The organism is Actinomadura graeca (assembly GCF_019175365.1).
GTDB classification, from domain to species: domain Bacteria; phylum Actinomycetota; class Actinomycetes; order Streptosporangiales; family Streptosporangiaceae; genus Spirillospora; species Spirillospora graeca.
Genome location: NZ_CP059572.1, coordinates 5,836,757 through 5,862,692, shown reverse-complemented (window position 1 = coordinate 5,862,692; position 25,936 = coordinate 5,836,757). Strand labels below are relative to the sequence as shown.

General features: G+C 72.3%; 21 protein-coding genes. 10 read left to right on the top strand and 11 right to left on the bottom strand.

The annotated features are described in order from the left end of the window. Positions 1 to 461 precede the first annotated feature (461 nt). The 3 genes from AGRA3207_RS25940 to AGRA3207_RS25930 form a co-directional block, all read right to left on the bottom strand. The gene (locus tag AGRA3207_RS25940) at positions 462 to 653 is read right to left on the bottom strand and encodes a hypothetical protein (protein ID WP_420830778.1); all 192 of its coding nucleotides are present in this window, start codon (positions 651 to 653) and stop codon (positions 462 to 464) included. 183 nt (positions 654 to 836) lie between these two features. Further along, entirely contained in the window at positions 837 to 4,979 is a 4,143-nt protein-coding gene (locus AGRA3207_RS25935) for an AAA family ATPase (protein ID WP_231329616.1), read from the bottom strand. A gap of 81 nt (positions 4,980 to 5,060) precedes the next feature. Beyond that, entirely contained in the window at positions 5,061 to 5,600 is a 540-nt protein-coding gene (locus AGRA3207_RS25930; RefSeq protein WP_231329615.1) for a gamma carbonic anhydrase family protein, read from the bottom strand. A 372-nt stretch (positions 5,601 to 5,972) separates the two neighbouring features. Here AGRA3207_RS25930 and AGRA3207_RS25925 point away from each other — a divergent pair, with 372 nt between their 5' ends. From AGRA3207_RS25925 to arfB, 6 genes are all read left to right on the top strand, one after another. Next, positions 5,973 to 6,995, top strand: coding sequence for a DivIVA domain-containing protein (locus tag AGRA3207_RS25925; protein ID WP_231329614.1), 1,023 nt, complete (start codon positions 5,973 to 5,975; stop codon positions 6,993 to 6,995). Positions 6,996 to 7,066: 71 nt separating this feature from the next. Then, positions 7,067 to 7,618, top strand: a complete 552-nt coding sequence (gene def, locus AGRA3207_RS25920) for a peptide deformylase (protein WP_231329613.1) — start codon at positions 7,067 to 7,069, stop codon at positions 7,616 to 7,618. A 134-nt stretch (positions 7,619 to 7,752) separates the two neighbouring features. Then, positions 7,753 to 8,439: a response regulator transcription factor gene (locus AGRA3207_RS25915; RefSeq protein WP_231336392.1), complete on the top strand. Its 687-nt coding sequence runs from the start codon at positions 7,753 to 7,755 to the stop codon at positions 8,437 to 8,439. After that, entirely contained in the window at positions 8,439 to 9,935 is a 1,497-nt protein-coding gene (locus AGRA3207_RS25910) for a sensor histidine kinase (RefSeq protein WP_231329612.1), read from the top strand. Before AGRA3207_RS25915 ends, AGRA3207_RS25910 begins: the two co-directional genes overlap by 1 nt. 269 nt (positions 9,936 to 10,204) lie before the next feature. Next, positions 10,205 to 11,164: a S1C family serine protease gene (locus AGRA3207_RS25905; protein WP_231329611.1), complete on the top strand. Its 960-nt coding sequence runs from the start codon at positions 10,205 to 10,207 to the stop codon at positions 11,162 to 11,164. Positions 11,165 to 11,358: 194 nt separating this feature from the next. Further along, positions 11,359 to 11,781: an alternative ribosome rescue aminoacyl-tRNA hydrolase ArfB gene (gene arfB / locus AGRA3207_RS25900; RefSeq protein ID WP_231329610.1), complete on the top strand. Its 423-nt coding sequence runs from the start codon at positions 11,359 to 11,361 to the stop codon at positions 11,779 to 11,781. A 3-nt stretch (positions 11,782 to 11,784) separates the two neighbouring features. Here the strand turns inward: arfB and AGRA3207_RS25895 are convergent, their stop codons facing one another. Beyond that, positions 11,785 to 12,402 (bottom strand): TetR/AcrR family transcriptional regulator, encoded by a 618-nt coding sequence (locus tag AGRA3207_RS25895; protein ID WP_231329609.1) that lies wholly within the window; start codon positions 12,400 to 12,402, stop codon positions 11,785 to 11,787. Positions 12,403 to 12,482: 80 nt separating this feature from the next. On the opposite strand from AGRA3207_RS25895, the gene AGRA3207_RS25890 reads away from it, so the two are divergent. Both AGRA3207_RS25890 and AGRA3207_RS25885 read left to right on the top strand, forming a co-directional pair. Continuing rightward, on the top strand, positions 12,483 to 12,824 hold the full coding sequence (locus AGRA3207_RS25890) for a hypothetical protein (RefSeq protein ID WP_231329608.1): 342 nt from the start codon (positions 12,483 to 12,485) through the stop codon (positions 12,822 to 12,824). Positions 12,825 to 12,929: 105 nt separating this feature from the next. Next, a complete protein-coding gene (locus tag AGRA3207_RS25885) occupies positions 12,930 to 13,424 on the top strand; it encodes a DinB family protein (RefSeq protein ID WP_231329607.1) in 495 nt (164 codons plus the stop codon). A 22-nt stretch (positions 13,425 to 13,446) separates the two neighbouring features. Here the strand turns inward: AGRA3207_RS25885 and AGRA3207_RS25880 are convergent, their stop codons facing one another. Further along, entirely contained in the window at positions 13,447 to 14,199 is a 753-nt protein-coding gene (locus AGRA3207_RS25880; protein ID WP_231329606.1) for an SDR family NAD(P)-dependent oxidoreductase, read from the bottom strand. A gap of 70 nt (positions 14,200 to 14,269) precedes the next feature. Between AGRA3207_RS25880 and AGRA3207_RS25875 the strand changes: the two genes are divergently transcribed. Both AGRA3207_RS25875 and AGRA3207_RS25870 read left to right on the top strand, forming a co-directional pair. Further along, positions 14,270 to 15,136: a LysR family transcriptional regulator gene (locus tag AGRA3207_RS25875; protein WP_231329605.1), complete on the top strand. Its 867-nt coding sequence runs from the start codon at positions 14,270 to 14,272 to the stop codon at positions 15,134 to 15,136. Positions 15,137 to 15,378: 242 nt separating this feature from the next. Beyond that, positions 15,379 to 15,558 (top strand): hypothetical protein, encoded by a 180-nt coding sequence (locus AGRA3207_RS25870; RefSeq protein ID WP_231329604.1) that lies wholly within the window; start codon positions 15,379 to 15,381, stop codon positions 15,556 to 15,558. 307 nt (positions 15,559 to 15,865) lie between these two features. Here the strand turns inward: AGRA3207_RS25870 and AGRA3207_RS25865 are convergent, their stop codons facing one another. The 6 genes from AGRA3207_RS25865 to AGRA3207_RS25840 all read right to left on the bottom strand — a co-directional run bounded on the left by AGRA3207_RS25865 (position 15,866) and on the right by AGRA3207_RS25840 (position 25,850). Beyond that, a complete protein-coding gene (locus AGRA3207_RS25865; protein ID WP_231329603.1) occupies positions 15,866 to 17,686 on the bottom strand; it encodes a M4 family metallopeptidase in 1,821 nt (606 codons plus the stop codon). 341 nt (positions 17,687 to 18,027) lie between these two features. Beyond that, positions 18,028 to 20,874: a helix-turn-helix transcriptional regulator gene (locus tag AGRA3207_RS25860; RefSeq protein WP_231329602.1), complete on the bottom strand. Its 2,847-nt coding sequence runs from the start codon at positions 20,872 to 20,874 to the stop codon at positions 18,028 to 18,030. A 300-nt stretch (positions 20,875 to 21,174) separates the two neighbouring features. Continuing rightward, the gene (locus AGRA3207_RS25855) at positions 21,175 to 22,647 is read right to left on the bottom strand and encodes a S10 family serine carboxypeptidase-like protein (protein WP_231329601.1); all 1,473 of its coding nucleotides are present in this window, start codon (positions 22,645 to 22,647) and stop codon (positions 21,175 to 21,177) included. A gap of 2 nt (positions 22,648 to 22,649) precedes the next feature. Beyond that, a complete protein-coding gene (locus AGRA3207_RS25850; protein ID WP_231329600.1) occupies positions 22,650 to 24,008 on the bottom strand; it encodes a phosphatidylserine decarboxylase in 1,359 nt (452 codons plus the stop codon). Between the two features lie 296 nt (positions 24,009 to 24,304). After that, entirely contained in the window at positions 24,305 to 25,069 is a 765-nt protein-coding gene (locus tag AGRA3207_RS25845) for a crotonase/enoyl-CoA hydratase family protein (RefSeq protein ID WP_231329599.1), read from the bottom strand. Between the two features lie 7 nt (positions 25,070 to 25,076). Next, on the bottom strand, positions 25,077 to 25,850 hold the full coding sequence (locus tag AGRA3207_RS25840; protein WP_231329598.1) for an SDR family oxidoreductase: 774 nt from the start codon (positions 25,848 to 25,850) through the stop codon (positions 25,077 to 25,079). Positions 25,851 to 25,936: the final 86 nt, after the last annotated feature.

The following is a 25,936-nucleotide window of genomic DNA, read 5'->3' as shown; positions in this document are numbered from 1 at the left end:
GGGATCACTCGGTGCCTACCCTGGCCAGAGCCCCCTATCTGCGGCGATTGACCGTGCTGGCGGCGTGGGGAGACGTGCCTACGGAGAGTAATCTCGATCACGAGTGAGATTCGTTACAGCATCGCCCCGGACGGCCGCGGACGGCACGCGAGCACCCTCGCGCAGGAGGTCGGGCATGCCGCGAGACCGGGCGGGCGCCGGCGGAAGACGACGTAGAGAGCGGTCACCGTCCGTGGTGTTGGCCCGGACGGCGCGCCACCGAGGACCGGGGCCGGGGAGACCGCTGACGATGCGGAGAGCCCGGACCGTCCATCCGCGCGCCATGGAACGGACCATCCGATCGTTCCGGAACCTGCACGGGGGCCGGAGTCGGCCTGTCCCCGATGCATCTACGGCGGGCCTCTAACGCGAACCGGGGACGCCCGTAAGTCGGCGTCCCCGGTGCCTGCTGCGGGCCTCGGCTAGTCCTGTGGCGTCAGCTCGCGACGACCGGCGTCGTCGGATCGCACTCCGAGCACCGAATCGATCTCCGCGACGGTCAGCGGCCGCTCGGCCGCCGCCACCGCGCTGAGCATCTCGGCATAGAGTTCGATCTCGTCCAGCGCAACGCGGTCGTGGACGCGCAGGTCGAGATACTGGCGCACCGCGTCCACCTCCGTTCGTTCCCCACACCCAAGTCGAGGCTAACCTTCCTTCCCCGGCCGGCACATGACCCAAGAGGGCCATTCATGGGCCACTCTCCTCCCTGGTCTTCCCGGGTCAGGAGGACATGATGCGGCCGCCGGGCCTGCGTGAACGATCTCCATGGAGAGCCGGGGCGCCGCGCCGCGCACGGCTCAGGCGCCCGCCCGGAAGTCGCCCAGCATCTGCTCCAGCGGGGTCTCCGGCAGGTCACGGGGCGTGAGGCGCGCCACCGTCGCCGCGTTGACGTCGGCGCCCGCGAGCCGCGCCGCCTGCCGCGCGACGGTCTGCTCGAACAGCGCGCGGACGGTGCGGGCGTAGGCGAACGCGGGGTCCTCGCGCATCCGCGCGAAGCGGCCGAGCAGCTCGACGCGCAGTTCCTCGTCCAGCATGTAGAGGTCGCGTTCGGCGTAGCTCTGGAACAGCCCCACCATGTCGCGGTCGCCCATCCCGGTGAACTCCAGGACCCGGCCGAACTCGCCGCGGAAGCCGGGGTTGCCCGCGAGGAAGCCCTCCATCTCGGCCGCCGGGCTGGAACAGACCACCACGAACCGCGTGCCGCGGTCGTGCATCGCCCGCCGCAGCTCGCTCACCACCGCCGGGCTCCGGTCGAGCCGGTACGCCTCCTGGATCAGCAGCACCCCGCCGAGCGCCTGCTCGATCATGCTCGCCACCCGGTTCTCGGTGTCGACCGCGTCGCGGCCCGCCAGGTGCACCGGGCGGCACGCCACGACGTGCCCCGACTCCAGCAGCCCGAGCGCCGCGTAGATGCCGCCGACGAGCCCGGCCACGGTGGTCTTGCCCGTCCCCGGCGGCCCGGTGAAGATCAGATGCCGGCCGTCGTCCGCGGACATCCCGTACCGCGCGCGGTCGGCGGCGAGACCCGCCTCCTCGGCCAGCCCGCGGACGGCCGCCTTCACCTCCTCCAGCCCCGAGAGCTGGTCGAGGCGCCGCAGGTAGCCGCCGATGTCGCCGGGCGGGCGCAGCGCGGGCTCGATGCCCTCGGCGACGCCCGCGAGGTCGTCGGGGGTCAGCACGAGCCGGTCGCGGGACGCCCCGGCGCGCTCCAGGTGCCGCTGGCACGCCTGGTCGAGGTAGGTCTCGACCAGCCGGGCGTTGACGAGGTCGCCGGGGCCGCGCAGCCGCTCCAGGTCCTCGCGGGCGACCTCCAGCGCGGACGCGCCGATCGTGACGCGCCGCTCCTCGGCCAGCAGGTGCAGCAGCGTCATCCGGTTGTCGAGGTCGCTCAGGTCGGGCATCCGGTGGACACGGAACACCTGCACGAGCTTCGGGTGGTCCTGGAGCAGCCGCTTGTAGGCGCGCGGCCCGCACGTCGCGATCACGGGGGTCGCGTTGACGGGGTCGCGGCGGGCCCGGCGGACCGCGCCCGCGGCGGCGACCGGGTCGAGCGCCGAGGCGATCGCGACGTCCAGCCGCTCGAACAGGATCGCCGGACCCTCCTGCGCGAACACCTGCGCCAGCCGCTCGGCGGGCGCGTCGCGCACGTCCTCGGCGTCATGCGCGCGGATCGCACCGTCGCCGACGCCCGCGTCGGCCAGCATCAGCGCGATCATGCGGGCCAGCCGCCGCTGCCCCGAGTGAGGATCGCCGACCAGCAGCACGCCGGGCACCCCGGCGCGGATCGAGCTGGGCGCCCCGTCCACGCGCGTCTGCTCGGCGGCCCCGCCCGCCGGGGCGTTCCACGCCTCGACCTGCGCGCGCAGGTCGTCCAGCAGCGCGGCCGCGTCGTGCTCGCCGCAGACGTAGCCGATGCCGTACCGCTCCAGCGTGCGGCGCCGGTTGAGGTCCTCCGGCGGCGGGATCTCGGAGACGGGCCGCTCAGGCGACGGCGTGTCGTCAAGGAAGTCGAAGTCGCCGACCATCGTCTCGGACATGACGCGCGTGCCGGGGCCGGGCGTCGCGCCCCGGCCGCCGCCGGCGCCGCCGCCCGCGCCGCCGCCCGAACCGGCACCCGGGTCATCGCTTGCGATGTCGTCCGGGCTCAGGACGCGCGTGCCCGGCGGGCCCGGCTGCGGCGGTTGCTGCATGGGCGCACCGCCCTGCGGCGAACGCACCGGGTCCTCCACGCGGGTGGCGTATGCGTCGAACGCCTGAGGCTGGGGTTGGGGCACCTCGGGTTGAGGCGGCTGCTGGAGTGGCTGGTTCTGTGGTGACGGACCACTCTGCATGGACGCCGCGACGGGATTCGGCGGGACGTTCGCCCCGGGAGGAAGCCCCTGGACGGGTGGCCCCGCCCCCGGGCGCTGGTAACCCAGCTGGGTGTAGGGCGGCACAAAGGGCTCGTTCTGCTGGTTCTCCTCCTCCGCAGGGGAGAAGCCACCGTGCTGGGGTTCGGGCGCCGAATACGCAGGCTGCGGCGGTTGCGGAGGGTGTGGTGGCTCGTAGGCGGGTTGCGGGGCTTCGTAGACGGGCTTGGGTGGTTCCGGCGCCGCGTACTGGGGCTGCGGTGGTTCGGGGGCGCCGTAAGGCGGCTGACCAGGGTTCGGCGCCCCGTGCGGGGGTTGCCCTTGGACGCCGGGCATGCCGAATGCGGCCTGCTGCTGGGCGTGCTGCGGCAGACCGGAAGAACCGGGGCGCTGGAAGCCCAGTTCCGTGTACGGCGGCGCCGCGCTTCCCTCGTCCTTCTCCTCCGCCTGCGCGGATGGGGCCATCAGCGGGTCCGGGGAAGCGAAGGCGGCCTGCTGCCCTGCGTGAGGGATCTGGCCCGCCGGACCTGGCGCGTTCTCCCATCCCGGCTGCGCAGGTGGCTGGACGAAGGGCCGGTCCGGCTGGGCGGGCATGCCGGGGGTCTGCGGGGACGCTCCGGGCGCGAGACCGGGCTGGCTCTGCATACCGAAAGGGGATGGCTGGGACGGCACCGGATTCGGCGGCGGGGCCTGTGTCGGCACGGCGGCGGTGGCGCGCGCGCGGTTCCGTCCGATGATCCCCGCGATGATGGCGGTCGGAACGGGGAAGCCGCGGGGGCGCGCGGGCATTCCGCCAAGGCGGCACCAGGCCAGATCCACCTCGTACATGGCGGCCAGCAGCGTCTCGGCTCCGGGCCCGGATCCCGCCGCGGAGCGTAGGGGCTCGGGTAGGCGCATGTCGTCGGGCCAGAGCCGCCGCAGCGGATGGCCCTTCTGTTCCGACACGGCCTGCACCGTGTAGCGGATCTCAGGGTCCAGCCACGGGACGATGGAACCGGCCACGTCCTTGCGGACGACGCCCAGGTCGGCGGCGAGCAGGGCGGCCGCCACCAGGCGCGGTTCCACGTACGCGGGGTCGGCCGGGTCGCCGGACAGGTCGGCGATGGCCTCGCTGAGCGTGTAGAAGGCGTGCCGGAAGTTGTCGCCGGGCGAGCTCTCGTTCCGCAGCGCGGGCACCAGGTTGGGCGGGCAGCGGGTGAGCCACTGCTGGACGAGCGCCTGGTCACCGTACGGGAGCGCCCCATAGTCGACGGTCGGGTTGCTGAGGGTGGTGCCGAGGATCGCGAGCAGCGCGTCGGCCCGGATCTGGAACCGGGGGTCCTCGCGGAGCGCGCTGGCCACCGCCCACATCGTCCGCAGGACGACCACGGCGGCGTCGACGCGGCTGGCGCGCAGGCGCTCGGAGTAGAGCCCGACGAGCGTCTCCAGAGCGGGCGGGGTGAGCCAGCGCGGGCCGTCCACGTCCGGCAGCGGCTTGGCGCGGTAGGGCTTCCAGAGGTCGAGCATCTGCGGGTCCAGCCGCGCGTCGAACGCGGGCGCGGACGCGCACCACAGCATCACGCCCCAGGCGACCGCCACCGTGGAGGGCGTCTCCTGCGTGAACTGCGACCACCAGTGCGGGTACTCCGGAGCGGGCAGCGCCGCGGCGGACTCCACCGTCGCGCGGACCCGCGAGGTCAGCTCGGTCGCGAAACCGTGCCCGACGAACGGGAGCCCGGCGGGCGGGTCGAAGGAGAAGTCGGGCCCGGCGGGCACCACGTGCGGCGGCAGCGTGGGCACCTGCGCCGCGCCCTGCGCGGGACGGGCGGCCATCCGGACGGCGGGCGTGCGGGGCGGCGGGCAGAGGTACCACTGGCCGTCGGACGGATGCAGCCGGTACCAGCGCGCCCACGCTCCGAACAGCCACCACGTGCCGTCGGGAAGGACGAGCATCCGTCCCCCGATGGCGTGCTGGCGCTGCTGCGGAGGCGCCGACGGCCACCACGCGGCGGCCACCATCGCCCTCGTGTCCCGCTCCGCCTCCGCGAACGGATCCTGGCCCATCCGGGGGCTGGGCGGCTGAGCACTGCCATAGCCCGGTCCCCACACCACGCAGGTCATGGTAGTCAGCCGAGCGGCCCCCGGGCTCCCCCCGGCACCACCGAAGACCCGTCTCCGCTGGTCAGAGGGCCATCATTCGCTGTCCCCCGGACGCTCCCAGGACGCCTCGCGGTGCCGCCGGGCCTTCTCCGCGTAGATGGGCGGGGTGTTGTCCAGGACGAGACGGTCGTCGTCGGTCAGCTCCCGGACGATCTTCCCCGGTGTCCCGGCGACCAGCACCCCGGACGGGATCTTCTTCCCCGGCGGCACCAGCGCACCGGCCGCGATCAGGGTCCCGGCGCCGATGCGGGCGCCGTTCAGCACGATCGCGCCGATCCCGATGAGCGAGCCCGTCTCCACGTGGGCGCCGTGCACCATCGCCTTGTGGCCGAGGCTGACGCGGTCCTCCAGGACGGCGGGCAGGCCCGGGTCGCAGTGCAGGCAGCACAGGTCCTGGATGTTGCACTCGTCGCCGACGACGACGTCCTCGTCCTCGCCGCGCAGCACCGAGCCGTACCAGACGCTCGATCCGCGGCCCAGCGTCACCCGTCCGACGACGACGGCGCCGGGCGCGACCCACGCGTCCGGATGGATTGTCGGTCGATCCTCACCCAGCGAACCCACGTAGTTCATGGGCCCGATGCTAGGCGCGCGCGACACCCAGGTCGCGGCCGGGGCGTGACCGGGGCGTGACCGGGGCGCGGGAGGCTGCGCCGGAGGACGCCGGGGCCGCGGGGCCGCGGGCGTGACCGGTCCGGCTCCGGGCCGCATCCGGTCTCCGCGACACGGGTCCGAGTTAGCGCGAATTCTCCTGAAATTAGATAGTTTGTCAGCCCTCCCCAGATGAAGAAACGGCAGCGAGAAGAGTGTTCCGGTTGCGCGAAAGGGGTGGACCGGACAAGAGTCGATCCTGACGTTTCTAATGTGGGCCCGCTCACAGGCGGGTGAGAGTCGCAGCCGACCCTGACGGGGTGATGACCCCCGCCAACGACCCCCCAAGGCACCATGAGCAACGAAGCCGAAATCCTGCCGAACCTCCTCCAAGAAGAGTCCTTCGAGATCGTCATGCGCGGCTACAACCGCCGCCAGGTCGACGATTTCATCGCGCGCGCCCAGCAGAAGCACCGCGAGCTCGAGTCGCGGCTCGCCCGCGCCCAGGACGACGCCGAGCGCATCCGCCGCGAGATGGCCGAGCTCCGGGAGGCCCGCAAGCCGACCGGGGACGACCTGAGCGACCGGCTCCGTCAGATCATCAACCTCGCCGAGGACGAGGCCAGCGACAAGGTCGCCGAGGCCGAGTCCAAGGGCGCCGAGATCCGCGCCGACGCCGAGCAGGAGTCCAAGCGCATCATCGACGACGCCCGCGCGCACGCCGAGAAGAACCTGGCGCAGGCGCAGGACAAGGCCGAGCACGTGCTCGCGTCCGCGAAGAAGGAGTCCGAGAGCGTCCTGTCGGCCGCCAAGCAGGAGGCCGAGCAGACGGTGACCAGCGCGCGGCTGGAGGCCGAGCGCACCCTCACCGCGTCCGAGCGCCGCGCGAGCGTGATCAACGAGGGCGCGACGCAGCGGCTGACCTCGCTCACCAAGAACCACACGCAGGCCCTGCAGCGCCTCACCGAGATCAGCGAGACCCTGCACCGCCTGCTGACCGCCGAGAACGAGGCGGGCCCGCTGGAGAAGATGGTCGAGGACGCCGTCCGGTCGACCGCGCCGCGCAAGCAGGCGCCGCCCGCGCAGCCCGCCCCGGCCACCGCCACCCAGGCCAAGCCCGCCCCGGCCAAGCCCGCCCCGGCCACCGCGGTGGGCGGCGCCACCCCGGCCAAGCCCGCCCCGGCGGTCAAGCCGTCCACGGCGACCCCGCTGCCGGCGGGCAGCACCCCGTCCATCAAGAAGCCCGAGCCGGAGCCGGCCGCGGCCGAGTCCCCGTCCACGCACGTCCCGCAGCAGGCCCGGGTGCCGCGCCCGCTGGAGGACACCGACGGCCCCGTCCCGCCGCAGCCGCCCCGCGGCCCGGCGGACGCCGGCTGACCGACCGCGCGCGGCGGCGCGTCCCGGCCTTCCCGCCGGGACGCGCCGCCGTCGTTTACTACGATCTTGGAGTGAGCAAGAAGACCACCGCGCGCCCCGGCCGCAGAGGACGGCGCCGCGGCACCGCCCGGCCGATCAGGCTCCTCGGCGACCCCGTCCTGCGCACCCCGTGCGATCCCGTCCGGACGTTCGGCACGTCGCTGGAACGCCTGATCGACGACATGTTCATCACGATGTACGACGAGGACGGCGCCGGCGTGGCCGCCAACCAGGTCGGCGTCCCGCTGCGCGCGTTCGTCTACGACTGCGACGACGCGCGCGGCCGCCGGCACGTCGGCCATGTGGTCAACCCCGTGCTGGTGGCCGCCGACGGCGAGCCGCTCGTGGAGCCGGAGGGCTGCCTGTCCCTGCCGGGCCTGCGCTTCGCCACCCCCCGTTTCCCCCGCGCGGTCGTCGAGGGCGTGGACGCCGGGGGCGCGCCCGTCCGCGTGGAGGGCACCGGGTACCTCGCCCGCTGCCTCCAGCACGAGTGCGGCCACCTGGACGGCGGGGTCTACATCGACACCCTGTCCGGCGACACGCGCCGCGAGGCCATGCGCGCCATCCGGGCCCTCGGCCGCTGACCGTTTTCCGGGGGACCATCGGCGGGCGTTCAGGGGACGTTCAGGTTCGGGTGAGACGCTCGGCGATGATTGTGGAGGGGGACCACGTGTCATTGGGTGAACGGACGGCGGGCGGCGGGCGGGCCGCCGAGGCGATGCTGCTCGTGGTCGAGGACGAGCCGAACATCCTGGAGCTGCTCTCCGGCAGCCTGCGCTTCACCGGCTTCGAGGTGGTCACCGCGACGAACGGCGCCGACGCCGTCCAGGCCGCGCGGCGGCACCGGCCGGACCTGATCGTCCTGGACGTGATGCTGCCCGACATCGACGGGTTCGACGTCGCGCGGCGGCTGCGCTCGGGCGGCGACCACACGCCCGTGCTGTTCCTCACCGCCCGCGACTCCGTGCAGGACCGGATCAAGGGCCTGACGATCGGCGGCGACGACTACGTCACCAAGCCGTTCAGCCTGGAGGAGGTCATCGCCCGCATCCGCGCCGTCCTGCGCCGGTTCCGCGGCGGCGCCGCCGAGCCTCCGGCGCGGATGGTGTTCGCCGACATCGAGCTGGACGAGGACAGCCACGAGGTGTGGCGGCACGGTAAGGCCGTCCAGCTGTCTCCCACCGAGTTCAAGCTGCTGCGCTACTTCATGGCCAACGCGGGACGCGTCCTGTCGAAGGCCCAGATCCTCGACCACGTGTGGAACTACGACTTCCGGGGCGACGCGGGGATCGTCGAGTCGTACGTGTCCGCGCTGCGCCGCAAGGTCGACAACGTCGAGCCGCGGCTCATCCACACCCTGCGGGGCGTGGGATACGTGCTGCGCGAGCCCCCCGCCCCGGGCTGATGGCCTCGCCGTCCCCGGCGCCCTCCGCGCCGGCGTGGCGCCTCGGATCGTTCTGGGGCCGGACGCCGCTGCGCGTGAAGCTGATCGCCGGGATGCTCGTCCTGGTCATGCTCGGGCTGACGGTGATGAGCGCCGCGAGCACCTCCGTCCTGCGCGACTACCTGGTGGACCGGGCGGACACGCAGCTGGAGGGCTGGGTCAAGCGCGCGGTGACGCAGGTCGTGCCGCAGCTCCAGACCGGGCAGCCGCAGATCGACGTGCGCATCCCGAGCGAGATGAACGTGCAGATCCGCGACGCCGCCGGGCGCCCCGTCGACCAGGACTCGCCGTGGGGCGAGGAGGGCTACCCGAAGCTCCCCGGGAATCTGAAGGACCACCTGTACAAGCCGTTCACCGTGACGGGCAGCGGGGCGGGCTCGCCGTGGCGCGTCCTCGCCCAGCCGATACCGGGCGGCGGCGTGCTGATCCTCGGGCTCAGCATGGACGAGATCGAACGCACCGTCGGGCGGCTCGTCGCGATCGACGTGATCGTGGGTCTGCTGGTGCTCGCCGTCCTGGCCGTCCTCGGGGTCTGGGTGGTGCGGGCCTCGCTGCGCCCGCTCGCCGCCGTCGAGGAGACCGCCGGCGCCATCGCCGCCGGTGACCTGGCCAGACGCGTGCCGGAGGCGGATCCGTCGACGGAGATGGGACGGCTCGGCCGCTCGCTGAACGCGATGCTCGCCCAGATCGAGGCGGCGTTCGGCGCCCGCGCCCAGTCCGAGGCGGCGGCGCGCCGCTCGGAGGAGACCGCGCGCCGCTCCGAGGAGCGCATGCGCCGGTTCGTCGCGGACGCGGGCCACGAGCTGCGCACGCCGCTCACCGCGATCCGCGGGTTCGCCGAGCTGTACCGCCAGGGCGCCGCCCGCGACCCGGCCGAGATCGCGCGGCTCATCGGCCGGATCGAGGAGACCGCCGCCCGGATGGGCCTGCTCGTCGAGGACCTCCTGCTGCTCGCCCGGCTCGACCGCGAGCGCCCCATCGAGCGGCGCCCGGTGGACCTGCTCGCGGTCGCCGCCGACTCCGTCCAGGAGGCCAGAGTCCTCTCACCTGAGCGAGCGATCGACCTGACTGTCGAGGGCGGCACGGCCTACCAGGTGCGTGGGGACGAGCCGCGCCTGCGGCAGGTGCTCGGCAACCTGCTGTCCAATGCCAGGGCGCACACCCCGGAGGGCACACCGGTGCAGGTCACACTGTCCCCGGGCACCCTCCACGGCAGCCCCGCGGCGGTCGTCGAGGTCGCGGACGAGGGACCCGGCCTCTCCCCGGAGCAGGCCGAGCGCGTCTTCGAGCGGTTCTACCGCGCCGACCCGTCCCGCTCCCGCGAGGACGGCGGCACCGGCCTCGGCCTCGCCATCGTCGCCGCGCTGGTCGCGGCCCACAGCGGCCTCGTGGAGGCCGGCTCCGCGCCGGGCGGCGGCGCCGCCTTCCGCGTCGTCCTGCCCCTCGACCCCGACTGACCGGGACCCCAGAGCGATCATTCAGGCTCCGTTCAGGAAAGTGCGCTTGGGTGGACGCACAGGGCGCGGCCCGGCCCCGACGGGGGCCGGGGATACGCGCCCTGGCCAACTTCCGCGGCCGCCGTGGCCGAGGGGGCGCGACGCCGCACGCCCCCTCGACCACGGCTTTTCTCTTGCCGGCACGGCGTTCAGCACACTTTCAGGTTCGCTCCAGGCGGGGTCCAGCCCCGGGACGCAGGCTCATGGGTGACATCACAAGGGGGTAGGACATGACCGCCCAGCAACCGTGGGAGCCACACCGTCCGGACTTCGCGCCGCACGGGCACACCTGGCCCGCTCCGCCCGCACCGCCCGGACCACCCGCGGCCCCGTTCGCCGCTCCCGCCGGCCCGCGCGGGCCGCTGTGGACGACGCGCCGCAAGCTCGCCGCCGCGGGAGCCGCCCTGGCACTCGCGGTGGGCGCCGGAAGCACGGGCGCGGCCGTCGCGGTGGCCCTCGCGGGCGACCGCACCGTCTACTCCGGCCCCACCGCCGTCTCCGGCGCCTCCGCCAAGGCGGGCACGGTCGCGCAGGTCGCGGCGGCCGTCCAGCCGAGCGTCGTGTCGATCCAGGCGCAGACCCGGCAGGGCACCTCCGGCGGCTCCGGCGTCGTCCTGCGCCCGGACGGTGTGATCATGACGAACGCGCACGTCGTCTCCGGCTCCCAGCAGGTGACGGTGAAGTTCAGCGACGGCAAGACCGCACCCGCCCGCGTGCTCGGCGCCGACACCCGCGACGACATCGCCGTGATCAAGGCCGAGGGCGTTTCCGGCCTCCGGGCCGCGACGCTCGGCAACAGCTCCGCCCTCGCCGTCGGGGACCAGGTCCTCGCCGTCGGCAGCCCCCTCGGGCTGGACGGCTCGGTGACCTCGGGCATCGTCAGCGCGCTCGGCCGGCAGATCAAGGAGGGCGACTCCGGCGGCGGCGAGGAGAACCTCCCGCCCGGCCTGCGCGGGCAGCTCTCCCAGCAGCAGCAGACGGTGATCGAGAACGCGATCCAGACCGACGCCGCCATCAACCCCGGCAACTCCGGCGGGGCGCTGGTCAACGCCGCCGGCCAGGTGATCGGCGTGAACACCGCCATCGCCACCTCCGGCGGCGGCTCGGGCAACATCGGCGTCGGCTTCGCGATCCCGGTCAACAGCGCCAAGAAGGTCGCCGACCAGATCATCGCCGGGGCCCAGACCTGACCGTGGCGCCGTCCGCCCGGGCTCTGGGGGGAGCGGGCGGGCGGACGGCGCCCCGGTCCGAGGGGCCTTCCCGGGCCGGGGAAGGCCCCGCGAGCGGCCGCGTGACCCCGCGGGGGCCACGCGGCCGCTCCACGTCCCGCCACGCGCGATAATCCAGGCGACACGTCTCCGGCCGACCGGAGATAATCACTGACATGTCCGACCAGCTCCCGATCCGCGGCTCGGTCTCCATCCCGGAGTCCGAGCTGAGCTGGCGTTTCTCGCGCTCCTCGGGTCCGGGCGGGCAGCACGTCAACACCAGCGCGACCGCCGCCGAACTCTCCTTCGACGTCGCCGCGTCGTCCCTCCCGGAGCCCTACAAGACACGCGCCCTGGACCGCCTGGCCGGACGCCTCGTCCGCGGCGTCCTCACCATCCGCGCAGAAGAGTTCCGCTCCCAACTCCGCAACAGGGACGCCGCCCGCGCGCGCTTGGCAGCGCTTCTCGCCGAAGCCATCGCCCCTCCCCCGAAGAAGCGCGTCCCGAAGAAGATCCCACGCGGCATCAACGAGCGCCGCCTGGAGAACAAGAAGCGCCGCTCCGACGTCAAACGCTCCCGCTCCCGCCGCTGGGACTGACCGTCATCCCCGTTCCGGCGTCGGACGAGCATCGGTCTCACCCTGAGCACCGTGGGGATCGGGGTTTGGGGGGCCGTGGACGATCGCGTGGAACGGCTGGCGCAGGAGCGCGGTGATCTGCTCCGGTGATGCGTCGCGCAGGCCGTCGAGGTCCAGCATGTAGCGCCCGATGACGGTGCCCAGCGTGAGCGCGCCGATCAACGCCGTACGCAGGGCCGCGTCTTCTCCTGGGGTCGCCGCTTCGGCTTGGCGCTGCTCGGCGAGCATCGCCTCGCGCACCTCTCTGGCGGCCTCAGGGTGGGTGAACATTGAGCGGAGGGCCGCCAGCGCGCCGACCGGCTCCGCCGCGAGCTTCGCGTCCAGCGCCGCGAGCAGCGTCTCGGCGACCTGCTCGGGGCTTCCGCCGAGGGGTTCGGGCCGGTCCACCACGGCGACCCTGGCGAAGAGCCTCTCCTTGGACCCGAAGTACCTCATGACCAAGCCGGGATCGGTGTCCGCCTCCGCGGCGATCGCGCGGATCGTCGTCCGGTCATAGCCGTGCTCGGCGAACAGCGTCCGCGCCGCCACCAGGATCCGCTCTTCGGTGCGGCGACGCTGCTCAGCCCGGGACACAGGACCCACGTGTTGAGTCTACATCCGTTGACTGAGGGTCGGGGCGGGGCTAGATTTCAGTCAACACCCGTAGACTGAGATGGGGAACCATGTTCCAGACGATCGCGCTCTCCTTTCTGGCGGGCCTGATGGGGACCAACGCGCTGCCACACCTGCTCAAGGGCATGGCCGGCGAGGAGTTCCCCACGGTCTTAGGGAACTCACCGCTGCGCAACGCGCTCGCCGGCGTTACCGGAGTCGTGTTGACCGGCCTTCTCGCCTTCTGGGCCGATATGTCCAGCGCTCCCTGGGCCGCCGCCGTCTCCATCGCCATCGGCGCCTATGTCATGGCCGCCTTCCATGGCCTTCGCGGCGCCTTCTGGCTGAACACCGCCACCGGCCGCTCGAATCCGCCCTCGTCGGCGAGCCAGGGCGTCCGCCACACTTCCTGAGCTTGCGATATCGGCAAAATGGCCATGCGTTCCGCGGCGGCGCGCGCAAGGGTGGTGTCCGACCGAACCAACCGCCCGTTTCTGGGACGAGCATGGGGAGAGACGATGACGAGCGCGAACCGCAAGCGCGACACAGGACCGCCGCGGACCGGAACCGCCGAGAAGGACGTCCTCACCGGCTTCCTCGACTACCTGCGCGACGCCGTCGCCGCCAAAGCCGAGGGCCTCCCCGAAGTCCAAGCCCGCGCCCAGGGTGTGCCGTCCGGGACGAACCTGCTCGGACTGGTCAAACACCTTACCTATGTGGAGCGGCAATGGCTGCTCGGCCACACCGTCACGGACTGGCAGGCCACGTTCCACCTCACGCAGGACGAGACGGCCGAGACGATCCTCGCCGCCTACCGGGCCACCAGCGCCGAGGCGAACGCGCGGATCGCCACCTGGGACGATCTCACCGAGACCGGTCCCGCCCCGGCCAAGCCCGGCAGGCCGGTGCCGTCCCGGCGCTGGACGCTGACCCACCTGATCGAGGAGACCGCACGCCACGCCGGACACGCCGACATCCTGCGGGAACTCATCGACGGCGCGACCGGGCGCTGACCTGCGGGGCGTCGGCGCCCGCTCACCAGGGGACGACGTCGTCCAGCGAGTCCGGGCCGCGGAACACGCCGGTGGGGCCGTCGGCGGGGATCGTCGCGAGCAGGGACGGGACGACGGCGCCGTCGGCCGCGGTGCGGTCACCGCGCGGGAAGGGCGCGGCGGCGTTCTGGTCGGTCGGCACGAGGCCCGGGCCCGCGGCGTTGACCTTGATCCCGTCGGCGCGGAGGGCATCGGCGTAGATCAGCGTCAGGGCGTTGAGCGCGGCCTTGGACGAGCTGTACGCGAGCGACGCGCGTGCCGTAAGAGGGTGGTCCGGGTCGCTCAGGAAGGTGAGCGACCCGGGCCCGCCGGACACGTTGACGATCCGCGGATTGCCCGACCGCCGGAGCAGCGGCACACAGGCCGATGTCACCGTGACGACGCCGAAGACGTTGACCTCGTACACCTCGCGGAGATGCGCGGCCGTGACGTCGGCCGCCCCGACGTCCCACCCGGCCGCGATCCCCGCGTTGTTGACGAGGACGTCCAGCCGTCCCGTGTCGGCCTCGATCGCCTTAACGGCCGTTTCGACGGTTCTCGGATCGGTCACATCGAGGTGCGCGAACCGAACGTCCAGGCCCGGTTCCCTCCTCAGTTCTTCGACGGCCGAACGGCCGCGCTCGGGACTCCGCGCGCCGAGATAGACGACGAGGCCCCGCCGGGCGAGGGCGTGGACGATCGCCCGGCCGATGCCCTTGTTGCCGCCGGTGACCAGGGCCGTCTCATTCGCGTTCATGCCTTTGATCCCAGCAGCCGCGGCTCCGGGAGGGAAAGACCGAAAGGGTTCCTCCCCATACCCTGGCGGTATGCCGGAGCCGGAAATCCGCGAGCTGCGCTATTTTCGCGCCGTCGCCGAGGAACTGAACATCACCCGCGCGGCCGAGCGGCTCGGCATCGCCCAGCCCCCGCTTTCCCGGGCCATGCGCCAGCTGGAACGCAGACTGGGCGTCGCCCTGTTCGACCGCTCCGGGAAACGGCTGGCGCTGACCCCGGCGGGCGAGACCCTGGCCGGTGAGGCGGCCGTCGTCCTGAAGGCCGTGGACGCCGCCGTCCGCCGGACGCGGCGCGCGGGCCTGCCCGGACGCGGCATCGTGGTCACCGCGAAACCGGGGGTGGCCACGGAGTTGCTGAGCCGGGTCCGCGAACGGGCCCGCGCCGAGCCGGACGCACCGGACCTGCGGGTCGTGGTGAGCGGATTCGGCGAGCAGGCCGACATGGTGCGCGACGGCCGCGCGGACGTGGCGATCGCGGCGTGCTTCCACGGCCACGGCCTCGACACCCGGCTGCTGGCGACCGAACCGCGCGTCGCGGCGCTCGCCTCCGGACACGAGCTGGCCGCGCGCGACGTCCTCGGCGCCGCCGACCTGAAGACCGAACCGGCACCCCGATGGGACGACACCACCGTCGACCGCGGCTACTGGCTGGGCCACCCGGATCGTCCGTCCGACGGGCCGGTCGTGCGGGACACCGCGCAGTTGCTGGAAGTGGTCGCCCTGGGCCAGGCGGTCGCGCTGATACCCGCTTCACTGGCCACGAGGAACGTCCGTCCCGACGTGACCTACCGCCCGGTGCACGACGCCGAGCCGTACCGGACCATGGCACTTTGGCCGACGGGGACCCGGTCGCCCTGGATCGCCTGGTTCGTCGAGACGGCCCTGGAGTGCGCCTGCTGACAGGCGTGCGTACTTGTCCACACGTCCGCGTTCCGGGGAAGCCGCCGTCACCACCCGACTACTCTGAGAGACGACCGTTCGCAGAGGGTCTGCGGACGTCCAGGGAGGGTGATCCTCTTGGGGAAGCACAGCAAACCGCCATCGGAGAACCCAAAACCGCCGCCGCCTCCGAATCCCGACAAGGACACTCCGCCCGGGGGCGGGCCGCGGGGCAAGTGAGTGCGCGAACACCCGGATGGGCGGTGCCCCTCCTGCAGGAAGGGCTGCTGCCGGACGGCTGGGAGCAGGTGCTGGGGATACTGCCCCGGCACCTGTTCCTGCCCGACCTGATCCGGCCCCTGGACGCGGGGACCGGCCGCTACCTGCGCGGTCACGGCATCGACGGGCGTCGTGTCGCCGCGAGCGGCTCGACCGCCGGTTGAGGATTTCGCCGGGCAGGTCGCCGTCCTCGCGAGGCTCCTCGGGCTCGACCCGCCCGGCGCCTCCTGGCGGGACCGGTTCCCGGCACGGTGGCGTGGGGCGGGGAAGGTGGCGGTCCCGTCCTCGGCAGGGCCGGGGAGAGCCTCGGAGCTCCGGACGGGACGCGCCGGTTCGGCGTCGCGCTCGTCCACCGCCGCCCACCCCGATCCTGGCCGCCTCCCCGAGGAGGCGGCAGGCTTTGGGCGGCGGTGGACGAGGCGTCTCAGGGCCGCGGGGCCCGGTGGGGGTGCCGCGGCGCCGGGCGGTGGATCAGGCGGCTTCCCAGAGGGCCGGGACGTTCGGCGGCGTCCAGCCCGGCTGGGACGTGTGGGGCTGGAGGCAGCGGTAGGTCACGCCGTCGTAGACCACGGTGTCACCGATGTTGTAGGACTTGCCCTCGGCCCAGGAGGTGTTGCCCGGGTCGCCGGGACCGGGGTCACCGGGGCCGGGGTCGCCCGGGTCCTGGGCGCGGCTGCCGACCTTGACGCCCGCCCAGGCGTTCGCCACCGCGGTGTACTCGGGGCTGGTCTGGCCGTAGAGGGCGGCGGCGGCCTTCAAGGTGCCGTCCCTGGCGCCCTTGTAGTCGGTGTTCGCCCTGAACTCGGAGGTGAGGGCCTTGTACCAGATGGCCGCGGCCTTGTCCCGGCCGATGCCCGTGACCGCCTTGCCGTCGGCCGTCGGCGAGTTGTAGGTGGTGCCGTTGATGACCTTCGAGCCGCTGCCCTCGGACAGCAGGTAGAAGAAGTGGTTGGCGATGCCCGAGGAGTAGTGGACGTCCACGCCGCCGGCGTTCGGCGACCAGTTGTCCAGCGAGTTGCCGTCCTTGCTGGGCTTGTCCATGTACCGCAGCGGCTGGCCGTTGCCGAAGATGTCGATCTTCTCGCCGATGAAGTAGTCGCCCACGTCGGAGGGGTTGTTGGACCAGAACTCCATCGCGGTGCCGAAGATGTCGGAGGTGGCCTCGTTCAGGCCGCCGGACTCGCCCTCGTAGATCAGGCCCGCCGTGTTGGACGTGACGCCGTGGGTCATCTCGTGACCGGCCACGTCCAGCTCGGTCAGCGGCTTGCTGTTGCCGGAGCCGTCGCCGTAGGTCATGCAGAAGCAGCTGTCTTCCCAGAACGCGTTCACGTAGCTGTTGCCGTAGTGGACGCGCGAGTAGGCACCGACACCGTCGCCGCGGATGCCCGAGCGGCCGTGGACGGTCTTGTAGTAGTCCCAGGTCTCGGCGGCGCCGTAGGCGGCGTCGACGCCGGCGGTCTGGGTGTTGCTCGCCGTGCCGTCGCCCCAGGTGTCGTCGGCGTCGGTGAACAGGGTGCCCCGGCCCGACTGGGCGCGGTTCAGGTTCGTGGTGTCGTGGCCGCCGCGCCCGGCGTCGCGAAGGGAGTAGCTGCCGCCGGAGTTGGTGGTGCCCAGCTGGACGGTGCCGGAGTACATGCTCTTGCCCGTGCCGGTGTGGACACCCTGCCACTGGGTGATCTTCTTGCCGGTGACGGCGTCGGTGACGACGTGCAGCCGGTTCGGCGTGCCGTCCTTCTGCATCCCGCCGACGACCGTCTCCCAGGCCAGGACCGACGAGCCGTCGCGTCCCATCCAGACGATCTTGCGGGGGGCCACGCTGCCCTCGCCCTTCGGCGTCGCGGGCTTGGTGGACGCCAGCGTCTTCGGCGCGGTGTCGACCGTGAGCGGGCGGACCTCCGCCCGGGACACCCGCTGGAGCTCGCCGGACTTGGCGCGGTGGACGATGATGTCGCCGCCGACGACGGGCAGCCCGTCATAGGACTGCAGGTAGCGGGTGTGGGTGGTCCCGTCCCTGTCCTTGACGACGCTCTTGACCTTCAGCTCGACCTTGTCTCCGAGTCGCAGCTCGGAAGCGGTCTTGTCCTCCTGCGCCTTGGCCTGGCCGACGAGCGCCTTGTACTCCTTGGCGCTCAGCTGCGCGGGCAGCTGCCCGGGATTCCCCTTGGGCGCCTGGGCGGGGGCGGCGGAGGACGGTGCCGCCTGCATGCCGATCGCCGCCATGGCGGCGACGGCGACCAGCGCGGTGCTCATGGTGACGCGCCGGTTGACGCGTCCGGGGGTGGTGGATCTCACGCGGACTCCTTGTCTGACGGCCGCCTCGGGGGGACGGCCGATGGGGAGCGCTCCAACGGCGCGGTGGCGCCCCGGAACTCTGGAGTGTCGGAGGGGTCGTTGACTGAGAAACGATCGCACGTGGTTCGCACGCATGTCACCGGTTGGCCCGCGGCCGGACGCATCCGTAGGGACACCGGTTCCGCCGCAAGGGGAATCCCTACACCGCATAGGGGTGGACGAGGGTGCCCCAGGGTGATCGGGACCCCGGGCGCGGATGTCCGGCGGGAGCGACTCTGGGACACCGGCGGGAGCGGTCCTTCCGGCCCTTGCGGCACAGCGGCCGGGCGTGGTCGCGGCGGTCAGGAGGGCAGGGAGGCCCCCGGTCCGTCCAGGCCGCCGTGCAGCAGCGAGCCGAGCTGCACGCGAGAGCGGATGCCCAGCTTGCGGTAGATGCGGGTGAGGGACGCCTCGACGGTCTTCACGCTGAGGAACAACCGGTTCGCCACCTGCTGGTTCGTGGCGCCCTGCCCGACGAGGACGGCGATCCGCTGCTCGCCCTCCGTCAGCGTCGCGTGGGCGGCGGCGCCGAGCGGCGCGGGACCGTCCTGCAGGCCCATGTCCAGGCGTGCGAGCCGGTGCCGCGCGTGCTCGACCCAAGGGCGGGCGCCGCAGCGCAGGAAGATCTCCAGGGCCTCCGCCGCCGCCTTCCGGGCGGGCCCGCCGCGCCGGCGCCGCCGCTCGATCCGGGCCTGTTCGAGGAGGCAGTGCCCGACCTCGAGGGGCTGGCCGAGCCGTCCGAACAGCATCGCCGCCTGCCGCAGGAGCGCCACCGCCGCGTCGTGCTCGCCGCGCGCCGCGAGGACGGCGGCCTCCGCACGGTCCAGCCGCCCGGTGACGCCGACGCCGCGGACGCGGTCGCCGACCGCGGCGCGGGTCCCGCGGATCACCTCCTCGGCGAGACCGGTGTCGCCGAGCATCGCCAGGCCGTGGGCGAGGTCGCCGCGCCACCGCAGGACCATCGGGGAGCGCAGCCCATGCCCCTCCCCCACGCCCTCGATGCGCCACAGCGTGTCGACGCCCGCGCGGACGTCGCCGCCGCGCATCCGCGCGATGCCCAGCACGTGCAGCAGGCGGCTCTGGAAGATGAGGTCGTTCTCCTGCTCGGACGCCCGCAGCCCCCGCTCGGCGAGCGCGATGGCGCGGCGGACGCTCCCGCCGGACAGCTCCGCCAGCGCGCCGTGGTACCAGGCGGGCCCGGGGCTGAGCGCGGCCTCCTCGGTGATGCGCATGGCACGGTCCGCGAAGTCGAGCGCCTCGCGGCACCGGCCCGTCCGGGCGGACACCTCCGACAGGTTCCGCAGGACGTGCACGACCTCCTCACCGGACCCGCGCTCCACCAGCGCCAGCAGCCGCAACAGCTCCTCGCGGGCCTCGGTCAGCCGGTCCTCGAAGATGGCGCAGTAGGCGGCGAGGTACCGGGGCGTGGTGTGGATCTGGCCGTCCAGCGGAGGTTCCGGCAGGCGCCGGGCACGCCGGAGGTCGGTGCCGTAGTCGTCGCGTCCCTCGATCAGCGCGATGTTCGCGCGGACGGTCAGGGCCTTGGCCTCCACCGCCGTGTCGCCGGCCTCCCGCGCGTGCGCGAGCGCGCCGTTCGCCTCGTGCTCCGCGCGCTCGGGCGCGCCGTTCAGCAGCGCGCCGAGCGCCATCCGCAGCCGCAGCGGGCCGAGCAGCGCCGGGTCGCCGTCCGCGTCCACCAGGGCCGCGGCGAACACCTCGCCCATCTCGGCGAGGCCCTGGCCCGACAGGTCCAGGACGGCGAGCCTGACCCGCACCCGCTGCGCGCGGGTGGCGTCCGAGGCGAGGACGGCCTCGGCGGCGCGGTGCACCAGGTCGGGCTGCCCGCCGTTCGCGCCCGTCTCGGCCGCGGCGACCAGCCACTCCAGCCGCTCGGCGGCGGGCTCGGCGGGGGAACGGTCCGCGGCGAGCAGGTACAGCTCGGCGGCCATCCGGTGCGAGCCCTGCCGGACGGCCTGCTCCGCCGCGGTGACCAGCGAGTGCGCCAGCTCGGCGTTCGGGCCCGAGTCGGCGAGCGCGCGGTGCCTGGCCCGTCCCGCCGCGTCCGGCACCACGGTGGCCAGCGCCCGGTGGGCGCGCGCCAGATGCTCGGCTCCGGCGGCCTCGGCGAGCACGGTGCCGACGGCGGGCGGTGTGAACCGCACACCGCCGCCCTCGGTGATCAGCAGCCCCAGGTCGGCGGCCTGCCCGATCTCCCGCGCGGCCTCGGTGCGTCCCGCGCGGCGCAGCAGGTCGGCCGTCGGGCGGATCGCCAGCGCCGCCATCAGCAGCGTCTCGCGCGCCTGCTCCGGCAGCCGCGCCAGCCGCTCCACGATCACGGCGTGCACCCGCTGCGGCACCGGCGCGGGCCGGCAGTGCCTCGGGATGCGGTCGGTGAACGCCCCGGCCAGCGCGAGCGCGAGGTAGGGGTTGCCGCCGGAGTCGGAGTGCAGGGTGTTCACCACGCGGACGGGCAGCCCGTAGCTGTCGAACATCTCCGCCAGCTCGTCCGGCCCCAGGGGCGGGACGGGAAGGTGGAGGGCGTCGGGGACGGGCGTCCAGGGCGCGCCGTTCCCGTCGCCCGCGGCGAGGCCGTCCGGCCACCCCCCGGCGACGACGGCGCGCACGCCCCGGGCGGCGAGCCGCCGGAGCGCGTAGCGGATGGCGTGGACCGACTCGGTGTCCAGCCAGTGCGCGTCGTCGATGAGCAGCAGCACCGGGCGTTCCTCGGCGCACCGGGCGAGCAGCCCGCGGAACGCCAGGCGGCACGCGGCGTGGTCCAGGGGCGACCGGTCGGGCGGCCGCTCGCCGGAAGGCGCCGGATGCGGCGCGGGCAGGCCGGACAGCTCCTCCCGCGGCAACTGCGCGGTGAGTGTTCCGGGAAGCTGGTCGAGCAGCTCGGCGAGGCCCGAGCAGGGCACCCACCGTTCGGTCTCCGTCCCGGCGACCCGCAGCACGAGCTCACCGCGCGCGGCGGCCGCGGTCCCGACGGCTTCGAGCAGCGCGGTCTTACCGATGCCACTCGGACCCGTCAGGATGGCACTGCCGTTCGCGGCGATACAGGTCTCCACGGACGCGACCGGCGCGGAGCGCCCCACCAACGAGGGCGGCGTCCCCTTCAGGGCTACCGACGGCGCCGCACCGACGTCCATAACTCGCTCCCTTCCGGAGGAATCGGACGCCGCTTCGACAATAACCACCGGCAGGACCGTTCACAATGCCCGGAGGTCATCATCCGAAATACGCGATGAAGGAGACCGTCTTGGGGGACAAACCCCTGACCTGCGTCGACGCGTCATCGTGTGACCATTCCCGAATCATGTGCGCCGACTTCGTCACAAACTGCGGGTACTCGCACCGTCACGAAACCGGAGGCCCGCCCCGCCGGCGCCCGCCCGCCGATGTCCCGGTGGCGGCGGGCGGGGCCGTCGGCCGACTCGGCCGCGGGCGCCTCAGACGGCGCCGTGCCGCCAGGGGCCGGCCTTCACCGGGCGGGCCTCCCCCTTCCGCGAGCCGGAGTTGCCGTTGGGCTGCTTGAGCTGCTGCTGCGGGTCGTAGCCGACGAAAGGACGGCCGAAGACCCAGTTGTAGATCATCTCCCGGGCGATCCGCGGCTGGTACGCCGGGACCACGTGCCCGGCGTCGGGCAGGGCCACCTGCGTCAGGTTCTTGTGCCTGCGGACGAACCCCTTCGGGTCTCCCTGCGCCTGCGTCCAGACGAGCCTCGGGGCGTTGAGCCACGCCTCATTCTCGTGCGGGTCGCTCCATTTCTCGAGATCCGCCAGCATTTCCTCCGTGGCCAGATACCCGCAGGCGGTGTCGAAGTTCCCCGTGTAGAGCAGGGTCTTGTAACCCTCCTCAAGGAGTTCGGCGTACTGCTCGGAGCAGTCCGCCATGATGTCCTCGGCCAGGTTCTCGGCCACCGGGCCCTCGTTGTCGGCGAACTGCCAGGTGACGTCGGCGGGGACGTGCAGCGCCTTCTTGACGTCCTTGTTGTTGAGGTAGGCGCGCATGGCCCCGAACGGCAGACCGTCCCAGCGCCGCACGTCGTAGACGTCGAAGTTCCCCCCGAGCTTCAAGATCTTGGCGACCAGCTCGTCACCGAGTTTGCTCGCCTCCTTCATCTTGCCCGCCTTGATCGCCTCCTCGATCTTGGTGAGGCAGTCGTTGAGGGGCTTCGTCTGGTTGATCCCGAGGAAGCCGGTCGCGTAGCAGAAGTCGATCATGACGCGCAGCGACAGCTCGGGCTTGATCCAGCCGTTGCCGACCGCGATCCCCTTGAGCTCGATGCGCCGTCCCGCCTTCTCCCCGTTCTTCTGATGGATCTTGAGCGCGATCGCCGGCACGTACTTCCCGGCATAGCTCTGACCGCTGATGTACAGCGGGCACTTCGCGTATTCCGGGTGCGCCCCGTAGAACTGCTGCAGGGCCTCCCAGAACATCTCGCTGAGGGCTTCCTCGTCCTTGACGTATTCCCCGGCGTCGGAATAGCTGTATCCGCTGCCGATGGGCTGGTCCCAGTAGACGACGTGCGCCTCCTCGTTCCAGCTGTTCGGGGACACCGAGATCGTCCCGGCGCCGTCGGCGGCGATGCTCAGCGGCCCGTGCTCCAGGAAGAGACCCGCCAGCGAGGACGCGCCGGGTCCGCCGTTCAGCCAGATCAGCAGGGGTGTCTTGCTGATCTCGTCCTGCTGGTCGTGGACCGCGACGTTCGGGCTGCACGTCTGGCTTTCGAAGAGCCAGTAGAACAGGTGGTTCTTCTTGCCCTTCGAGGTCTTGCTGTCGACGTGCGCGTAGCCCGCGTAGGAGCGGGCCTTCTTGGTGTCCTTGGTGTAGAGGTCGATGCGGAGCGTGTTGAAGATGTTCGCCGGGATCGAGTCCACGATGGCGGCGGGCGCGTTCTGCGCCTTTCCGGTGGCCGCCATGATCAGGGAGCCACGGGGCGAAGGTGCTGGGACGAGGTGTGGTAGGGCCCCGTGAACAGCCCGGCCGTGCGCGCCGGCTGCTCCAGGATCCCGATGCGCTGCCCTTGGAGAAGCTGAAGGGCGGGGAACCGGTCCTTCTCGAAGAGAAGGATGTTCAGCGACCCGCCGTACTGGATGTTCCCGATCTTCTCCCCCTTCTCGATCGGGACCGACGGGGTGAGCATCTTGAACTTGGGAAGGAACGTGACGGAGGCGATCGAGTTGAGGCCCACGGGCACCAGGCCCACATAGCCGTCCTCGGTCGGCTTCCCGTTCCTGTCCAGGTACTTCGTCTTGATGATGACGTAGCCCCGGCGGAAGTTGCCGAACATCTGGTAGTCGTACCCGTAGCCGACGTTCCCCTTGTTGAGCAGTTCGGGGAAGTTGCGCATCCCGTAGTAGACGCCGCCGATGTCGTCGCGGGCCTCCACCACCTCGCCCCCTACCGGGGCGTGGTACCAGTGGTAGGTGTCCGGCATCAGGATGCAGGAGACCGCGGTGCCGCCGACGAACCTCTTGTGGTGCCTGGAGCCGTCGAGGAGCTGCTTGACGTTCATCGTCACCGTCTTGACCGGGATCGGCGTCGTCTCGGTCAGATCGTCGACGATCATGTTGATGACGCAGTCGGTCGGCGCGACCACCACGCTATCGTCGTCCTTCGCGTCGATCGGCCGCTTGCCCGGCTTGAGCTCCTTGATGAAGAAGTGGTTGAAGTTCTTCCAACCCCCCGCGGGGCGCTCGTAGTCGCTCATCCGCTTCGGCCCGAGCTGCTTGACCCACTTCTCGACGAGCTTCTTCGAATCCGGCGCGTCCATCTGCAGGCCCTGGAGGTTCGTGAAGTCCGCGGTCATCTTGAGCCCCGGGCCGCAGGTCACGAAGACCATGCCGTAGTCGTTCTCGTAGTTGATCCAGCTGAACTTCTCGATGTAGTCCAGCCCGCTGTTGACGTCGGGCTGCCACTTGTACCACGCCTTGAAGAAGTCGCACAGGTCCTTGATCTTGCGATTCTCCCAGTTGTAGTAGACGTTCGCCGGAGTTCCCTTGGGAGGCGGGACGACGTGTTTGATCGCCGCGTCGAACAGCGTCCGGAAGCCTTCGTGATCGTCCTTGTACCAGGTCTGGATCTTCTTGATGAACTCATCGATGGTCTTGGAGTACTCGACGTCCGGAAGGCCCTTGTCCGCCTGGGCCCGCTTGGCGGTCCCGGCCTGCCCGCTCCCCCTGGCCTGCCGTGTGGCCTTGGCCTGCCGCGTTCCTTTGGACTGCCGGGCCGGCTTCGCCCGGCCGGTGGATTTGGTCTGCCTTTCTTCGACCAGCGTCACTTTCCGTTCCCCCGTTCTCGCCTGACATGGAAAGGACCACCGCTGGCCGGACGAGCCGGCACCGCGGCGGTCACTAGGCGGCCCATCCCCGCGCCCCCGCGGCCCAAGCACGCGTCCTGCCCATATCTCCCCCATGTCCGGACCACCCTCGCGGCAACAGCCGCAAGAACCCGTCAAGCGGGAACACGCCTGCCCGGACGTGGCGGACGGCGGGCTCCGTTCCGGCGGACACGGCCCGCAGACGCGAGGACGCCCGGGACCCGCGTGGGTCCCGGGCGTCCTGGTGCAGGGGCCGGCTATTCGCCCGTCCAGTTCGGCTTGCGCTTCTCGGCGAAGGCGGCCGAGCCCTCCTGGGCGTCCTTGGAGGTGAAGACGGGCAGGGTGATCTCGCCCTGCCTCCGCCACGCCTCCTCGGGCGTCCAGTCGGCGGACTCGACGATGATCTTCTTGGTGGCGGCGAGCGCCAGCGGGGCGTTCTCGGCGACCCGGAGGGCCAGCTCCTTCGCGGCGGCGAGGGCACCGCCCGCGTCGGTCAGCCGGTTGACGAACCCGAGCTCGGCCATCCGCTCCGCCGGATATCTGTCACCGGTGAGGGCGATCTCCATCGCGATGTGGAACGGGATGCGCCGCGGCAGCCGGAGCAGGCCGCCGCCCGCGGCGACGAGGCCGCGCGTCGGCTCGGGCAGCCCGAACTGCGCGTCCCGCGAGGCGACGACCATGTCGCAGGACAGCGCGACCTCGCAGCCGCCCGCCAGGGCGTAGCCCTCCACCGCGGCGATCAGCGGCTTCTCGGACGGTCGCTCCACGATCCCCGCGAACCCGCGGCCGTCGACGACGGGGTTGTCGCCGGTCAGGAAGCCCTTGAGGTCCATGCCCGCGCAGAACGTGCCGCCCGCGCCGGTGAGGACGCCGATCGAGAGGTCCCTGCGGGCGTCCAGCTCGTCCAGCGCGGCCGCGATCCCCTGGGCGACCGCGCCGTTGATGGCGTTGCGGGACTTCGGGCGGTTGATCGTGATGACGAGGACGGCGCCGTCCTCCTCGGTGAGAACATCGTCGCTCATTCGTGCCTCACTTCGGCTGGAAGCGGATACCGCCGTCAAAGCGGATGGTCTCGCCGTTCATGTAGTCGTTCTCGATGAGGGCCGTGACGAGGTGCGCGAACTCCGACGCCTTGCCCATCCGCTTCGGGAACGGGACGGGTGCGGCGAGCTTGGCCTTGAACGCCTCGGCGGCCTCGCCCTCACCGTAGATGGGGGTGTCGATGATTCCGGGGCAGATGGTGTTGACCCGGACGCCGATCGCGGCGAGGTCGCGGGCGGCGGGCAGCGTCATGCCGATGATGCCGCCCTTGGAGGCGGAGTAGGCGATCTGCCCGGTCTGTCCCTCGATGCCGGCGATGGACGCGGTGTTGATCACCACGCCGCGCGCGCCGTCCTCGTCGACGGGCTCGGTCTTGGCGATCTCCGCCGCGCCGATGCGCATCAGGTTGAAGGTGCCGATCAGGTTGACCCGGATGACGGTCTCGTAGGAGGCCAGGTCGTGCGGGGTGCCGTCGCGGTTGACGGTGCGGGTCGCCCAGCCGATGCCGGCGCTGTTGACGATGACGCGCAGCGGGGCGCCGGAGGCGGCGGCGGTCCGGACGGCCTCGCCCACCTGCGCCTCGTCCGACACGTCGGTCTTGACGAAGATGCCGCCGACCTCGTCGGCGAGGGCCTTGCCCCTGTCCTCGTTCAGGTCGGCGACGACCACCGTGGCGCCGTGGGCGGCCAGCGCTCGGACGGTGGCCTCTCCGAGACCGCTCGCGCCGCCGGATACGACGGCGGAAACTCCGTTCAGGTCCATAAGCAGCACCTTACGTGAGGGACCGAATGTGGTTCGGGATGATGGTACTCAGTCTCCATCGCGCGCTCCGCGCACACCCCGGCGAT

Excerpts from the sequence above, each read along its gene's own strand:
- AGRA3207_RS25930 (WP_231329615.1), bottom strand. The coding sequence starts at position 5,600 with ATGAACTACGTGGGTTCGCTGGGTGAGGATCGACCGACAATCCATCCG.
- AGRA3207_RS25925 (WP_231329614.1), top strand. The coding sequence starts at position 5,973 with ATGAGCAACGAAGCCGAAATCCTGCCGAACCTCCTCCAAGAAGAGTCC.
- AGRA3207_RS25915 (WP_231336392.1), top strand. The coding sequence starts at position 7,753 with ATGCTGCTCGTGGTCGAGGACGAGCCGAACATCCTGGAGCTGCTCTCC.
- AGRA3207_RS25910 (WP_231329612.1), top strand. The coding sequence starts at position 8,439 with ATGGCCTCGCCGTCCCCGGCGCCCTCCGCGCCGGCGTGGCGCCTCGGA.
- AGRA3207_RS25905 (WP_231329611.1), top strand. The coding sequence starts at position 10,205 with ATGACCGCCCAGCAACCGTGGGAGCCACACCGTCCGGACTTCGCGCCG.
- arfB (WP_231329610.1), top strand. The coding sequence starts at position 11,359 with ATGTCCGACCAGCTCCCGATCCGCGGCTCGGTCTCCATCCCGGAGTCC.
- AGRA3207_RS25890 (WP_231329608.1), top strand. The coding sequence starts at position 12,483 with ATGTTCCAGACGATCGCGCTCTCCTTTCTGGCGGGCCTGATGGGGACC.
- AGRA3207_RS25885 (WP_231329607.1), top strand. The coding sequence starts at position 12,930 with ATGACGAGCGCGAACCGCAAGCGCGACACAGGACCGCCGCGGACCGGA.
- AGRA3207_RS25880 (WP_231329606.1), bottom strand. The coding sequence starts at position 14,199 with ATGAACGCGAATGAGACGGCCCTGGTCACCGGCGGCAACAAGGGCATC.
- AGRA3207_RS25875 (WP_231329605.1), top strand. The coding sequence starts at position 14,270 with ATGCCGGAGCCGGAAATCCGCGAGCTGCGCTATTTTCGCGCCGTCGCC.
- AGRA3207_RS25860 (WP_231329602.1), bottom strand. The coding sequence starts at position 20,874 with ATGGACGTCGGTGCGGCGCCGTCGGTAGCCCTGAAGGGGACGCCGCCC.
- AGRA3207_RS25855 (WP_231329601.1), bottom strand. The coding sequence starts at position 22,647 with ATGGCGGCCACCGGAAAGGCGCAGAACGCGCCCGCCGCCATCGTGGAC.
- AGRA3207_RS25845 (WP_231329599.1), bottom strand. The coding sequence starts at position 25,069 with ATGAGCGACGATGTTCTCACCGAGGAGGACGGCGCCGTCCTCGTCATC.
- AGRA3207_RS25840 (WP_231329598.1), bottom strand. The coding sequence starts at position 25,850 with ATGGACCTGAACGGAGTTTCCGCCGTCGTATCCGGCGGCGCGAGCGGT.